Origin of the sequence: Wolbachia endosymbiont of Drosophila aff. chauvacae BK-2020, from assembly GCF_032848195.1 — a bacterium.
Classification (GTDB): Bacteria; Pseudomonadota; Alphaproteobacteria; order Rickettsiales; family Anaplasmataceae; genus Wolbachia; species Wolbachia pipientis.
On sequence record NZ_CP136586.1, the window covers coordinates 1,208,610 to 1,223,947 of the forward strand.

Genomic DNA, 15,338 nt, shown 5'->3' on the forward strand with positions numbered 1-15,338 from the left:
TTTGGTATTCAGAAAGCAAGACAGAGTGGCATAGACTTATTAGTTTACTACAAGTCTCTTTTCGCGTATAAACCTTCAGAAGATTCTAACAGAGGATTGTGTTGTTAACAAAGAGCAGAGTAAAAAGGGATCTAGTCTATGCCTATCAGATTTTGTCCTACCTTAAGTTCGATGATCATACATATACTCACCTTTCAGTGCGTTCTGAAGATCAAAAGTCGTTTTATATTTATCCGTTTGGTATGCGTTTTGATGAAGTAGATGAACGTTCGTTAATGAAAGTATCATTTGATGGAGATGTAATTGAAGGCAAAGAATATCAATATAATAGAACTGGCTATATAATTCATGGTTTTGTTTATCAAGCAAGGAAAGATATTCAAGCAATTTTTCACTTGCATACACCTTCTATTGTAGCGGTTTCTTCTCTCAAAGATGGGCTGCTTCCTATAAGTCAATGGGCACTGCACTTTTACAATAAAATCTCTTACCATAATTATAATTCCCTAGCACTTAGCGATACAGAAGGAAAGAGGTTAATAGCTGATCTGAAAGAAAATTTTGTCATGTTAATGCGTAATCATGGATCTATAACGTGTGGTCGGACTATACAAGAAGCAATGTTTTACTCATATCATTTAGAACAAGCGTGCAAAACTCAATGTTTAACGTTAGCAATGAATAAGGAGTTATCAATTCCAAGTGAAGAAATTTGCTCAAAAGCTGTAAAGGATCTCCTATCTTTTGAAAGCAATCTTGGTGAGAGGGATTGGCACGCATGGGTTAGACTAATTAAAAGTAAGTTGTAAGAGACTTTCGCACTACTATCTGTCATCCAAGTAGTGACCTTACCCAGAAAAAGTAGAGAGAAAGTTAAGACGTTTTTGGAGTAAAATAAAACGTTTTTTCAAAATATGACAAATAGAAGAGAATATACAGCAGAATTCAAATTAGAAGCTGTTAAGCTGGTTAAAGAAACAGGTCAAGCAAGTACAAAAATAGCAAAAGATCTAGGTATAGATGGTAGTATGTTAAGTAAGAAAATATGATGGAAAAATGTCTGGAGCATACGCATTTCCAGGCAAAGGCTCCTTATGACAAAGAAAGATTTGATCTAAAAAAAGAGCTAATAAGAGAAAGAGACGTCTTAAAAAAAGCCCTGGGCAAAGAAAAAGAGTAAAGTATTCTTTTATATAGAAATTGCTATAAAACACAGGAACTATGTAGGGTTTTATACTGGTGGTATGGGTTGCTAAGGAAAAAAGCAGTAAAGAATTAGCAAAAGAAGGGCTTCTAGCAGATATTCAAAAAATAATCAAGCTTCTAAATGCAGATATGGAGCCCCTAAAATTCACGCTGAATTAAAAGCTTTAGGCAAAAATTAAAACAGTACAAAGTGTTATGCAAGAAAATGGCATTAAAGCCAAGTTTAGACGAAGGTTCAAAAATAAAAAACAGCAAATAAGCAACCGAGTTGTGGCTCCGAACACATTGGATCAAAATTTTACTACTGATCAGCCAAATAAAGTTTGGGATTACCTACATAAAAACTAAAGAAGGTTGTTGGCGGCAATAATTGACCTATATTCACGCATGGTGGTTAATGAGTAACATGATAATTAGTTATAGATTCTTTATTGATGGCCGTTGATAAACGCAAACCCGATAAAAATCTGCTGTTACATAGCGATCAAGGGTCACAGTATACCTCTCAAAATTACCAATTTCTATTGAATACAAAAAACATCATTTCCAGCATGAGCCATAAGGGCTGTTGTTACGATAACTCTGTTGCAGAAAAGTTCACTTAAAAGGGAGCTGCTTATTGATACTTCTCGCTCAACAAACCAGAACTGCCATATTTGAATACATAGAAATCTTTTATAACAAATAACGTAGACATTCTACTATTAACTATTGCATTCCTGCACAATTTATTCTCATGATAAAAACGTCTTAACTTTCTCTCTACTTTTTCTGGGTAAGGTCAATTTGGGTCTGCACCATTTTTGAGTAATAGTTTTACTTCTTGTGCATTACCATCTTCTACAGCTAGGAATAATTGTTCTTCCTGTGTTTTTACGCGTGTTTCCACATTAGATATAAAAAATAACAATACTAAACATGCAATACCAATAATGCTAATATATTTTATAACTTTTCTCATAAGATATTTTACAATGCTTCTAATAATATTAGATATCATCTATAAAATTAAAAAATCCATGAAAGGGGATGAAAATATGTAAAAAAGTATTATTGATTAATTAAAAACAGATTTTGATTTAATAATACTAATAAAATCGATTTATCTTAAATTTACGTTGATTTTTACCTGTTATTTTTTGTAGTTTATCCAACGTAAATTCCAGGTAAAACAAAGTCGTTATCTCCAACCGTTACAACCAACTCTCCTTCTTTAATTTTTATTTGATTAGGTGTATGGTCCCATACCATCACACTCTGGGATCATACACCTAAAGTACTCCGACACTGGGATGACACCCCGGGGTTTCTGGGATGACAAAAAAGAGCCCCCTGAGCAAAAATCTTATAGCCACTTGAATGATAATTGACTTTTTGCCTAAAATAACTAAGAAAGAAACTTCTCATCAAGATAACTTAAATATATACTAATTCTCTTATTTTTAAACGATTTCTCATCATGAATTGCACGATCAAAAACCTGAATTTGACTTGTTATAATGCTACAATTATTATTTGCAACTTCTAATACGCCACTATCAATTACAACCTTCTTTTCTGTTTGGTTACTCATTTTAACAGTAATCATACCAGGCAATAAATAAATTAAGTAAGGAGCATGGTGAGCTAAAATCATAAGCTCCCCTTCGAGCCCAGTTACTGAAAGAGAAACCACTCCACTGAATGAAATTTGATCATCAGGAGAGAAAAATTGCACTTTAAAAGTATTCATAATCTTTAACTTTTATTTAGCTTCAGCTTGTATTAATTCAGCCTTTTTTATTGCTTCATCTATATTCCCCACCATATAAAAAGCAGCCTCTGGTAAGTGATCATATTTGCCTTCAACAATCCCTTTAAAACTGGAAACAGTATCAGAAAGTGAAACAAATTTACCAGGCATGCCAGTAAATATTTCTGCAACGTGAAAAGGTTGAGAAAGAAATTTCTGAATCTTCCGAGCCCTATCAACAATAATTTTATCTTCATCAGATAGCTCATCCATACCAAGTATTGCGATAATATCTTGCAGTGATTTATAAGTTTGCAATATACGTTTCACCTCAGAAGCTACATTATAATGTTCTTCACCAATGATTTCAGCAGATAAAGACTGAGAAGTTGAATCAAGTGGATCAACAGCAGGGTATATTCCCATTTCAGCTATTTGCCTTGACAACACTGTGGTTGCATCAAGGTGAGAGAATGTAGTTGCTGGGGCTGGATCAGTCAAGTCGTCCGCAGGAACATATATAGCTTGCACAGAAGTAATAGAGCCAGAAGTTGTTGAAGCTATTCTTTCTTGCATTGCACCCATATCAGTTGCAAGGGTTGGCTGATAACCAACAGCTGATGGTATTCTTCCAAGTAAAGCAGAAATTTCAGAACCAGCTTGTGTAAATCTAAAGATATTATCCACAAAAAATAGAACATCTTGGTTTTCACGGTCACGAAAATACTCTGCCATAGTAAGTGCTGTTAAAGCAACTCTAGCCCTTGCTCCAGGAGGCTCATTCATCTGACCATAAACCAAAACAGCTTGAGATTTTTCATGCTCATTTATATTTATTACATTTGAAGTGATCATCTCGTGATAAAGATCGTTACCTTCACGCGTTCTCTCCCCTACCCCGGCAAACACAGAAAATCCTTTATGAGCTTTTGCTATATTATTAATTAATTCCATTATTAGGACTGTTTTACCAACACCGGCTCCACCAAATAAGCCAATTTTTCCTCCTTTAAGATAAGGTGCAAGAAGATCTATAACTTTTATTCCCGTAACTAAAACTTCTTCCTGTATTCTCTGTTCAGTAAAACTTGGAGGTGCTCTGTGTATAGGCTCTAAGTTATACTTTCCCTTCAGTGGACCACACTCATCTATAAGCTCTCCAACAACATTAAAAATCCTTCCTAAAGTTGAACGCCCAATTGGCACCGATATTGGTGCACCTGTATCAACAAATTCATCCCCCCTTGACATGCCATCTGTGCTATCCATAGCAATACAACGAACTATATTGTCACCTATATGCTGCGAAACTTCTAAAACCAGCTCCTTATCCTTATATTTTAGTTTGCTTTTTAAAGCATTAAATATTTTAGGCAATTCACCTTCAAATTTTATATCAACAACTGCTTGAGTTACCTTAATCGCTCTACCTATATTCATCTCTTTATTTTTATCACCTAACACTATAATTCCATAAAAGAACTTCTAAAGAAAATAAATTTTATATTATTAATAGAAATTTTGCAACATTAAAACGCTTACTAGTTACGCTTCATTACAAACAATGCAAATGCATTTAATAGCCAAGTAATAATAAACAATACTAAACTAAGCGCATAAGCAGCAAGAGTTTGTACACTATTGAAATCCTGATCTCCGGTAAGTAATGTAGCGATCTGCACGGTAATGGTAGTAACTGAATTAAGAGGGTTAAAAGTCAAATTTGCGTTGATTCCCACAGCCATTAGCACAATCATTGTTTCACCTATCACTCTTGAAATTGACAATAAAATTGCACTTAAAATTGTAGGCATTGCATAAGGTATTGTTATATGCCATATAGTTTCCGCTGGAGTTGCACCAAGTGCCATGAAGCCATAACGCAAGCTTTTTGGAACAGATCTTATGGCATCTTCGAGTAAAGAAATAATAAAAGGAAGAATCATTATCCCAATCGATAAACCGGCAACTAAGGCACTTTCTGAGTGTATACTTAAACCAAAAAAATTTGCTACCTGCTTTATAAAGAAAGACAAAAACACAACCGCGAAATATCCATATACAACCGTAGGAATAGCAGACAAAACTTGCAAAGTTGTATTAACAATATAACGCACTTTCTCACTCGCATATTCACTAATATATATTGCAGAAAATAAACCAAGCGGAACGACAACTAACATTGCTATAATAGTTATAAGTAATGTACCAACTAAAAGCGGCGCTATACCAAAACATCCTATCTTCTCTTCATTGATAGTGACTACATTGTGGCCCCATTTCAAGCAAAACAAGAATTCTGAAATAGCTACTTTATTAAAAAAACTAATGGATTGAATAAAAATAGACAGCATTATAAATAAAGTGATAAAAAATGATATGGCCAAAGCCACAAATAACGAAAGTTTTATTATCTTATTTCTTTTATTTTTAAAGATAAAAGCAAGCATGAAAAAAAGTAACGCTATAGAAATAAAAGTTACAAAACAATTATTATAGAATACTAACAACCAAGTTAGCATCCATACACAACTAAGATATAGATAAGATTTAACCTTATTTACTTCTTGAAACCTACTAAAACAAAATAAAAGGATTAGTAAGACAGGTATGACTATCACCGAATTCATTCTTCCATGCATCAAATTTTATTCTACGAAAATGTCATACAAGTTCACCATTATTTGACAATAAAGTAAAACAATTTAAAATAAATAATTATATTAATATAAAAACAATGAAGAGAACATTTCAACCAAAAAATTTGATAAGAAAGCGCAGACACGGATTTCGTTCACGTATGGCAACAAGAGCTGGAAGAAAAATCCTTAATAGGCGCCGTTCATTAGGGTGTAACAAATTATGCGCATAGTAAGTATAAAAAAAAAGATTTTTCTTCTGCTTTCAAAAATAAGTTAGCACTCAACAGTCTTTTTTATCGTGGGCTTTATATATCACTGTACGCTATAAAAGAAAGAGAACCTGAAAAGTACATTCATACTATTAGAGTAGGTCTGGCTATCAGTAAAAAAACCGGAAAAGCAGCAAAAAGAAATAAAATAAAAAGGCAACTACGAATGCTTGCTAAAATTAGCATTTTAAATATAAGTAATATAGGGCACTACTACATAATACTAACTCATAGAAACATTATGCAAGCAAGTTATAAAAATTTACAAAAAGATCTAACTACTTGCTTAAAAAAGATAAAATAAAAAAAATCTCAATGAAGGTATTTACAACTATATTTTTTATGATAATATAGGTAAAATTTTTAAAAATAGTTAATGGGTGTGGTGAATGGTAGAGCATATAAAAGAGGTAAATAACACAGGCTTTGGTCAGATGTATCAATTCTTATTTCTTCCTAAAGGAACAGGAACAGATTGGAGGTCAGCATTTCGCCAACAAGAAGAATTATTTAAAAAAGTGGGAGGTAATGTAATATTACCAGAAGTCAGTAATTCTCCTTCAAAAGGGAATCAATTAGGGGAAGTAGGAACAATGCTAAATAATGTAGAAAATGACCAAGAACATATAAGAAAAAAAAGATATCGTAGTTAAAGTAAAAACTTAAAGAATAGTAACAAAACAAGAAAGTTAAAATATAAGTATACCTACTGTCTAATTAACAAAGAAATTTTTATAAACTTGGCGGCGACCTACTCTCCCTTTTCAAGTACCATCAGCGCTAAAAAGTTTCACTTCCGAGTTCGAGATGAGATCGGGTGGTTCATTTTTGCTATAGCCACCAAGTCAATAAAAATTTCTAACTTAACAATTTTAACTTAATATTTAACACTGCATACACACATATAGAAAGCAAATAAATCAATCAGGCTATTAGTACTAGTTAGCTTCACATGTTACCATGCTTCCACACCTAGCCTATCAACGTGGTAGTCTTCCACGGCCTTAATTGGGAAATCTTTTTGAAGAGGGTTTCTTGCTTATATGCTTTCAGCAATTATCCCATCTATACATAGCCACCCAGCGATGCTATTGGCATAACAGCTGGTACACCAGAGGTATATCCATCTCGGTCCTCTCGTACTAGAGTCAGACCTTCTCAAATTTCCTTCACCCACGGCAGATAGGGACCGAACTGTCTCACGACGTTCTAAACCCAGCTCACGTACCACTTTAATCGGCGAACAGCCGAACCCTTGGGACCTGCTCCAGCCCCAGGATGTGATGAGTCGACATCGAGGTGCCAAACGGTGTCGTCGCTATGAACGCTCGAACACCATCAGCCTGTTATCCCCGGCGTACCTTTTATCCGTTGAGCGATGACCCTTCCATACAGAATCACCGGATCACTATGACCGACTTTCGTCTCTGCTTGGCTTGTCAGCCTCGCAGTCAGGCAAGCTTATGCCATTATACTATCAAGCTGATTTCCGACCAGCTCTAGCTTACCTTCGCACGCCTCCGTTACTTTTTAGGAGGCGACCGCCCCAGTCAAACTACCCACCATACAATGTCCTAGTTCCAGATAATGAAACATAGTTAGATATCAAAAGTGTAAAGGGTGGTATCTCAAGGTTGACTCCATTATAGCTAGCGCCATAACTTCAAAGTCTCCCACCTATCCTGCACATCACACTTTTAATAGCAATGTAAAGCTATAGTAAAGGTGCACGGGGTCTCTTCGTCTAACCGCGGATACCCCGCATCTTCACGGGGAATTCAATTTCGCTGAGCCGATGCTGGAGACAGCGGGGAAATCGTTACGCCATTCGTGCGGGTCGGAACTTACCCGACAAGGAATTTCGCTACCTTAGGACCGTTATAGTTACGGCCGCCGTTTACTGGGGCTTCAATTCGGAGCTTCGCCGAAGCTAACTCTTCCTCTTAACCTTCCAGCACCGGGCAGGCGTCAGACCCTATACGTCATCTTACGATTTTGCAGAGTCCTGTGTTTTTAATAAACAGTCGCTACTCCCTATTTTGTGCCACCTACTCATAGTTGCCTAAAAGCAGGTTACCCTTCTTCCGAAGTTACAGGTATAATTTGCCGAGTTCCTTCAACATCATTCTTTCAACACCTTAGTATACTCTACTCATCCACCAGTGTCGGTTTGCGGTACGGCCTCATAAATATAAGTGCTATTTCCTGGAGCTTCTTTTAAGCATAGATCAATCCAATAAGATCTATACAAATACGAAACCCGTCACACTTAAGAGGTTTAGGAATATTAACCTAATTGCCATCGACTACTCCTTTACGGACTCGCCTTAGGAACCGACTAACCCTACGCAGATTAACTTAACATAGGAACCCTTAGATTTTTGGTGAGAGTGTTTTTCACACTCTTTTACGCTACTTATGTCAGCATTCTCACTTCCGATATCTCCAGCAGTTTTCACAAACCACCTTCACAGACTTACGGAACGCTCCGCTACCGCGCCTATTGATCGAAATCAATAAGCACTCACATCTTCGGTATACAGCTTTAGCCCCGGTACATTTTCGGCGCAGAAAAACTTATTTAGACAAGTGAGCTGTTACGCTTTCTTTAAAGGATGGCTGCTTCCAAGCCAACCTCCTAGCTGTAATGGTTTTTCTACTTCCTTCCCCACTTAGCTGTAATTTTGGGACCTTAGATAGTGATCTGGGTTGTTTCCCTCTTCACCACGGACTTAGCACCCGTAGTGTGCCTGCTGTATAATTAATTGTTGGTATTCGGAGTTTAGTTAGATTTGGTAAGACGGTGAATCCCCCTAGTCTATCCAGTGCTCTACCCCCAACAACATACATACAACGCTCTACCTAAATAGATTTCGCGGAGAACCAGCTATTTCCAAGTTTGATTGGCCTTTCACCCCTAATCACAACTCATCCAATAATGTTGCAACATTAACTGGTTCGATCCTCCAGTGTGTTTTACCACACCTTCAATCTGGTCATGACTAGATCACTTGGTTTCGGGTCTAATCCATAAAACTAAAATGCCCTATTCAGACTTGCTTTCGCTACGCCTACACCTAACGGCTTAAGCTTGCTTCATAGATTAACTCGCTGACCCATTATGCAAAAGGTACGCTGTCACTCTAAATATCAATAAATTGATATAGAGCTCCAACTGTTTGTAAGCACTTGATTTCAGATTCTATTTCACTCCCCTCGCCGGGGTTCTTTTCACCTTTCCCTCACGGTACTTGTTCACTATCGGTCGTTAAGGAGTATTTAGGCTTGGAGGATGGTCCCCCCATATTCAAACAGGATTTCACGTGCCCCGCTCTACTCAAGGATTTAAAAACTTTCTACTTATACAGGACTATCACCTTCTATGGTTACTATTTCCAGAGTATTCTAATTCTTATTCTTAAATCACTAGCCTTTTCCGCTTTCGCTCGTCACTACTAACAGAATCTCGGTTGATTTCTTTTCCTTTGGCTACTTAGATATTTCAGTTCACCAAGTTTGCTTTACATACTTAGTACGTAATAACTAGCTAAACTAGTTGGGTTTCCCCATTCGGAAATCTGCGGATCAAAATTTGTTGACAATTCCCCACAGCTTATCGCAGCCTGCCACGTCCTTCATCGCCTCTTAACGCCAAGGCATCCATCAAGTGCTCTTAATAATTTATTTATCCGACTATATGCAGAATATGCAGAGTTAAATATTATTAAAATTGAATTGAGATTAAATTAATCTCTACCATAAAACTTGTCAAACATCTAAAAACTAAATTAATCTTTTATATGTTATAACCTAATAAATAATATGTCAACGCCTTTTTGCACAAAACATTTACTTATATTATCAACAACAATATACTAGCAATCCTAAACAGTATAATCTGAGAAATATGTGGTAAACTTATATATACAGTAAAAATTAATAAAAAAGATATTTTGTAAGATAAAATGTGTTAAAATCAATTGCCTAAAAATGATAATAAACATTCGGAGTATTTCTAACGTATGAAAAGTAATCTCTCTTTTATAAAAAACGTTGCTTTAAATTGTATGTCTAAGCTCATTGGCGTATTAAATATTAAGAAAGTAAAACACTTCATTGTGAATAAATATAATACTCTTCATAAAGAAATGACAGTGCTTCTTAAAAAATCTAAGAACCTGTTAAACACCAACATTGAAATCGGTTTATATCACTTTTATAAAGGCAGCATATCAGATGCAAAGTTACGATTTTGGTTAATTAGCATATTTTACCCCCATTTACCTATAGTCTGGTATAACATCGGAAGGTGTCATTTTGCGGTAGGGAATACTAACAAAGCTTATAATTATTTAACAAGGGCACTAAAATTAGATAATGACCACGAGGAGGCGTCTTACTATATAAAAAAAATGACAAACTCAGCGCCTATTACAGAATTGCCAAAAAACCTCATAAGACAATATTTTGATTACACAGGTGAATATTTTGTTGAGCATTGGTTGATTGCCAAACAATATAGAGGGCATGAACTTGTACACATGATAATTACAAAAATCTTCAACAACTCCACTTCTGAGCTCAATATACTCGACCTTGGTTGTGGAACTGGAATATGTGGTCATTTCTTGAAAATAAATAGTATTGGAAACCATATAACAGGAATTGACATTTCAAGTAGAATGCTAAATATCGCAAGAGGATGCTTTATAAAAGGTAAGCCTGTTTACAATGAATTAATATATATGGAAATGAAAGAGTTTCTTAAACAAGAGAAAAACCAGCAGTATGATGTAATTATCTTTGCTGAAGTGCTACATTATCTACATGACTTTCAAGAAGAGTTGGAATTAGCAAAAAGATCTACGAGCAAAAAAGGAGTTATTGTATGTTTAATAAGAAGAAAGGAAAGTGAAGGTATTGACTTTGTAAACAAAGGAGACTATTTTCGTCACTCAGAAAGTTATGTTCAACATGTTGCAAAAGAAATAAATATGCAAATAAGTTATATGAGTTACTGTAAAATATATGGCAGTCAGGTTGACGGTATCTTGTTTGCATTACAGCATCAACAAAAAAATCCGAAAAACCTAACTTAAAAATCGCTCAAAATGACTTTTAAGTACCTATATATAATAAAAGAATAAAAGGAACTTTATGAATAACATTACCATTAATTACGCAAAGGACAGCAAATTAACCGACTTTGGAAAAGCAGTTCTATCAGACAGGTATTTAATAGAAAATGAAAGTTATCAAGACCTCTTTGCACGTATTGCTAATTACTATTCTGATAATAAAGAACATGCGCAGCGTCTTTATGACTACATGAGCAACTTGTGGTTCATGCCTTCAACACCAATACTCAGCAATGGTGACACTAAGAGAGGGTTACCTATCTCTTGCTTTCTTAATGAAACCGAAGACAGCTTGCAGGGAATAGTTGATCTATGGAACGAAAATGTTTGGCTTGCTGCACGTGGAGGAGGCATAGGTAGTTATTGGGGAAATTTACGCTCAATAGGCGAAAGCGTAAAGGGTAGCGGCAAAACATCAGGAATTGTTCCATTTATTGTAGTGCAAAATGCTCTAACACTTGCAATTAGTCAGGGATCCCTAAGGCGAGGAAGTTCAGCAGTCTACCTTCCTGTATCTCATCCGGAGATAGAAGAGTTTCTAGATTTACGCAAGCCAACAGGCGGTGACCCAAATCGCAAAGCGTTAAATATACATCATGCTGTAATAGTAACAGATAAATTTATGCAGGCTGTTGAGAATGATCAAGAATGGAATTTAATAAGCCCTCACAACAATAAGGTTATTTCAACTGTAAAAGCGCGGGATATATGGATCAAAATATTAACAGCAAGAGTTGAAACTGGAGAACCTTACATTATTTTCCTTGATGCAACAAATAACAATAAGCCAGAATCTTACAAAAAGCTCAACTTAGACATCAAGATGTCAAATCTATGCAGTGAAATAACTTTAACCACAGGTTATGATCACCTGAATAAGTCACGCACTGCTGTGTGTTGTCTATCATCCGTAAACCTTGAGTACTACGAAGAATGGAAAGACAATAAACTCTTCATAGAAGATATAATGCGCTTTCTTGATAATGTATTGGAAGATTTCATAAATAAAGCACAGAATGAAATGCAGCGAGCAAAATATTCTGCAGCCAGAGAACGCAGTATTGGTCTTGGTGTGATGGGCTTTCACTCATTTTTACAAAGCAAAATGGTTCCTTTTGAATCAGTAACAGCACAACAATGGAATAAAAAAATATTTAAGTATTTACGCGAGCAAGCAGATATAGTTTCTAAAAAATTAGCAGAAGAAAAGGGAGCATGTTCTGATGCCAAAGAAGTTGATCTAATGGAAAGGTTTACACACAAACTCGCTATTGCTCCTACTGCCTCGATCTCCATTATTGCAGGTAATACCTCCCCTGGAATAGAACCATACGCAGCAAACGTATTCATACAAAAGACACTTACAGGCTCATTTGTAGTGCGAAATAAATTCTTGCAAAAACTATTAGCAGAAAAAAATCAAGACAATGATAAAATATGGTCTTCAATTTCAACAAACGAGGGTTCCGTTCAGCATTTAGATTTTCTTAGTGAGCATGAAAAATTGACATTTAAAACAGCGTACGAGCTTGACCAAAGATGGATTATAGAACATGCAAGTGATAGAACTTCGTATATTTGTCAATCTCAATCAGTAAATCTGTTCTTACCTGCCAACGTACATAAACGTTACTTGCACAAAATACACATGCTTGCTTGGAAAAAAGGATTGAAGAGCTTATATTACTGCAGATCACAATCAATGCAGAGAGCCGATAAGGTCTCGCATGACATATTCAAAAAAAGTGAAATATTGCAACAAAAAACAGATATTGACTACGATGAATGTCTGTCATGCCAATAGCGGCCTTACTCAGAAAAAGTAGAGAGAAAGTTAAGCAAATGGGTAAATAGACTTCTTGCATAACCATATAACGCACTTTTATTGGGAATAGAAACGAAAAAACTTCCTTGACAAACTCCGCCAGCCCTCTTATCATAAAATTGAAGCTATTTATTTATCTTCTCTGTACAGATTAAATGACAAAAAAACTCACGTATCTGGCGTCTCATGTTTAATTTTTTGCACTATGTGCACCTTATGTCTTTATAAAACTTCTACCTACATAAGCTGAAACGCGCTTATAAAGCGTTTAAAACATAAAAAAACGCCAACTTAAAAAATGGATAGTGAATAACTAGCTACCCTAGGGTTTCTTTTGCCTTTTTTTCTGTTTAGTAAATTTCTTAAACATTTATAGCTAAGGTTAGTTGCATTTAAAAGCAGCTGAGTCGCGGTTATTAAGCGTTTAGAATAAAAAAACGCCATACTTGAAAGTATAATGTAAGTAATTAGCCAACTACGGGGCTTCTTTTGCCTTTTTTTTCATTTGGTAAATTTCTTAAATATTTATGGCTAAACGACAATCGTCATCCCGCTACTTGTTAGCGGCCGAGATACCGCGAATGAATCGCGGTATGACGGTTCGCGGTGGCATGACGATAAAGTTTATACCTCGTCATCCCGCTGCTTGTTAGCGGGATCTCTTGTTAGCGGCTGAGATACCGCGAATGAATCGCGGTATGACGGTTCGTGGCAGCATGAAGATAATCCCGCTACTTGTTAGCGGCTGAAATACTGCGGCGGTATGACGTAGATTGCTGTCATTCCGCTACTAGTTAGCGCCGCAGCGGTATGGTGTAGGAAAATTAGCTATATAGCTAACTTGTACCACGCGTTAAAGCTTTTAAACAGGTCTTGGTTTACTTACTCCATTATTTTCTTTATTATCAGATATCATTTTAAATAATATGGAGGAGCAAATTGTCAGCAATTGCCATTATTGATTTTGGTTCACAGTTTACACAGCTTATCGCAAGACAAGTAAGAGGAATGGGTGTGTATTGTGAGATATTTCCAAGCAACATCAGTTTTGAAACAATATCAAAATTCAATGGGTTTATTCTCTCTGGAGGACCACAATCTGTAAATGATGATTGTTCTGAAACAAGTAGAGTAGTACATGAAATTATAAAACTTAATGAGGCAACAAGCGTTCCTATACTTGGAATATGCTATGGACAGCAACTCATTTGTCATTATTTTGGAGCAAAAGTAAAAGAGAGTTTCAAACAGGAGTTTGGTAGAACTAAAATCAAGATACTAAAAGAATCCCCCATTGTAAAGGATACCTGGGATGTTAATTCTGAAGTGGATGTATTAATGAACCATGCGGACAGTGTTGATACTATACCACAGGGATTTACTGTTATCGCATCAGGTGTGATAAATCAAACAATTGCAATGATTGTCAACGAACAGCGGAAGATTTACTGTACTCAGTTCCATCCTGAGGTTAAGCCCACAACAAATGGCAGTAAATTGCTCTCTAACTTCTTGGATATTGCAAATTGCAAAAGAGACTGGACAATGAAGTCGTTTATTGAGGAGCAAAAGGAAAAAATCAAAAATGTAGTAGGAGAGAAAAAAGTAATCGCTGCAGTAAGTGGTGGGGTTGATTCAAGCGTTGCAGCGGCTCTCACACATAAAGCTATAGGAAAACAATTGAACTGTATTTTTATCGATACTGGGTTGTTACGCAAGAACCAAACCATCGCTATGTTGAAAGAGATTCCGATAAATTACGTTGATAAATCAAATTTATTTTTGAGTAGGTTGAAGGGAATAACTGATCCAGAAGAAAAGCGAAAAATTATCGGTAACACTTTTATTGAAGTGTTTGAAGAAGAAGCAAAAAAAATAGGTGATGTGGATTTTTTGATGCAAGGTACCATCTACTCTGATGTAGTTGAGTCAGGGCATGCCTCAGACAACACTAGTACAATTAAGTCTCACCATAATGTTGGTGGGTTGCCAGAAAAGATGAATCTGAAGTTAGTGGAGCCTTTACGTTACCTCTTTAAAGATGAGGTAAGGCTACTTGGAAAAGAAATTGGGCTTTCAGACGAGATAATATTTCAACATCCATTTCCTGGACCCGGACTTGCAGTGAGGATTATAAGTGAAGTCGATAAAGAAAAGGTGCAAATATTGCAAGAAGTAGATGAAATATATATTAATACGATGAAAAATTACGATCTATATGATAAGATATGGCAAGCTTTTGCTGTATTATTACCAATAAAAACTGTAGGCGTTATGGGAGATGGTCGTACGTATGGATATGTTTGTGCTTTAAGGGCTGTAACATCATCTGATGGTATGACAGCCGATGCATTTCCATTTGAAGATAAGGATCAACACTTGCTAGTATTTTGGGATTTTTTATGCAATGTCGGCAGTATAATTGTTAATAATGTTCCCGGAGTAAATAGAGTTGTTTATGATATCACTTCTAAACCACCCGCAACTATTGAGTGGGAGTAAATCAAAAAGATCCCGCTGCTTGTT

At 35.9% G+C, this 15,338-nt stretch carries 10 protein-coding genes, 2 rRNA genes and 2 pseudogenes; 8 read left to right on the forward strand and 6 right to left on the reverse strand.

Features of this window, described 5'->3' with window-relative positions:
• Positions 1 to 98: 98 nt before the first annotated feature.
• Together R0F62_RS06335 and R0F62_RS06865 are read left to right on the forward strand one after the other, a co-directional pair.
• Entirely contained in the window at positions 99 to 809 is a 711-nt protein-coding gene (locus R0F62_RS06335) for a class II aldolase/adducin family protein (RefSeq protein WP_010082280.1), read from the forward strand.
• Positions 810 to 914: 105 nt separating this feature from the next.
• Positions 915 to 1,894: pseudogene (locus tag R0F62_RS06865) on the forward strand (IS3 family transposase).
• A 93-nt stretch (positions 1,895 to 1,987) separates the two neighbouring features.
• Here R0F62_RS06865 and R0F62_RS06355 read toward each other — a convergent pair.
• The 4 genes from R0F62_RS06355 to pstC form a co-directional block, all read right to left on the reverse strand.
• The gene (locus R0F62_RS06355; protein ID WP_223823054.1) at positions 1,988 to 2,167 is read right to left on the reverse strand and encodes an ankyrin repeat domain-containing protein; all 180 of its coding nucleotides are present in this window, start codon (positions 2,165 to 2,167) and stop codon (positions 1,988 to 1,990) included.
• Positions 2,168 to 2,593: 426 nt separating this feature from the next.
• On the reverse strand, positions 2,594 to 2,938 hold the full coding sequence (locus R0F62_RS06360; RefSeq protein WP_006279902.1) for a F0F1 ATP synthase subunit epsilon: 345 nt from the start codon (positions 2,936 to 2,938) through the stop codon (positions 2,594 to 2,596).
• Between the two features lie 12 nt (positions 2,939 to 2,950).
• Entirely contained in the window at positions 2,951 to 4,378 is a 1,428-nt protein-coding gene (gene atpD / locus R0F62_RS06365) for a F0F1 ATP synthase subunit beta (protein WP_010962432.1), read from the reverse strand.
• Positions 4,379 to 4,479: 101 nt separating this feature from the next.
• Entirely contained in the window at positions 4,480 to 5,568 is a 1,089-nt protein-coding gene (gene pstC, locus R0F62_RS06370) for a phosphate ABC transporter permease subunit PstC (RefSeq protein ID WP_038199744.1), read from the reverse strand.
• Between the two features lie 107 nt (positions 5,569 to 5,675).
• Here pstC and rpmH point away from each other — a divergent pair, with 107 nt between their 5' ends.
• The 3 genes and pseudogenes from rpmH to R0F62_RS06385 all read left to right on the forward strand — a co-directional run bounded on the left by rpmH (position 5,676) and on the right by R0F62_RS06385 (position 6,502).
• Positions 5,676 to 5,810 (forward strand): 50S ribosomal protein L34, encoded by a 135-nt coding sequence (gene rpmH / locus R0F62_RS06375; protein WP_006279898.1) that lies wholly within the window; start codon positions 5,676 to 5,678, stop codon positions 5,808 to 5,810.
• A gap of 67 nt (positions 5,811 to 5,877) precedes the next feature.
• Positions 5,878 to 6,153 (forward strand): annotated as a pseudogene (gene rnpA / locus R0F62_RS06380) (ribonuclease P protein component); the annotation flags it as partial.
• Positions 6,154 to 6,238: 85 nt separating this feature from the next.
• Entirely contained in the window at positions 6,239 to 6,502 is a 264-nt protein-coding gene (locus R0F62_RS06385; protein WP_010082134.1) for a hypothetical protein, read from the forward strand.
• Between the two features lie 85 nt (positions 6,503 to 6,587).
• Here the strand turns inward: R0F62_RS06385 and rrf are convergent.
• Both rrf and R0F62_RS06395 read right to left on the reverse strand, forming a co-directional pair.
• A 5S ribosomal RNA gene (gene rrf / locus R0F62_RS06390) occupies positions 6,588 to 6,694 on the reverse strand.
• Between the two features lie 66 nt (positions 6,695 to 6,760).
• A 23S ribosomal RNA gene (locus tag R0F62_RS06395) occupies positions 6,761 to 9,536 on the reverse strand.
• Between the two features lie 335 nt (positions 9,537 to 9,871).
• Here R0F62_RS06395 and R0F62_RS06400 point away from each other — a divergent pair.
• From R0F62_RS06400 to guaA, 3 genes are all read left to right on the forward strand, one after another.
• A complete protein-coding gene (locus R0F62_RS06400; protein WP_317051376.1) occupies positions 9,872 to 10,948 on the forward strand; it encodes a methyltransferase domain-containing protein in 1,077 nt (358 codons plus the stop codon).
• A gap of 58 nt (positions 10,949 to 11,006) precedes the next feature.
• Positions 11,007 to 12,791 (forward strand): ribonucleoside-diphosphate reductase subunit alpha, encoded by a 1,785-nt coding sequence (locus tag R0F62_RS06405; RefSeq protein ID WP_274979171.1) that lies wholly within the window; start codon positions 11,007 to 11,009, stop codon positions 12,789 to 12,791.
• A gap of 960 nt (positions 12,792 to 13,751) precedes the next feature.
• The gene (gene guaA / locus R0F62_RS06410) at positions 13,752 to 15,314 is read left to right on the forward strand and encodes a glutamine-hydrolyzing GMP synthase (protein WP_274979172.1); all 1,563 of its coding nucleotides are present in this window, start codon (positions 13,752 to 13,754) and stop codon (positions 15,312 to 15,314) included.
• Positions 15,315 to 15,338: the final 24 nt, after the last annotated feature.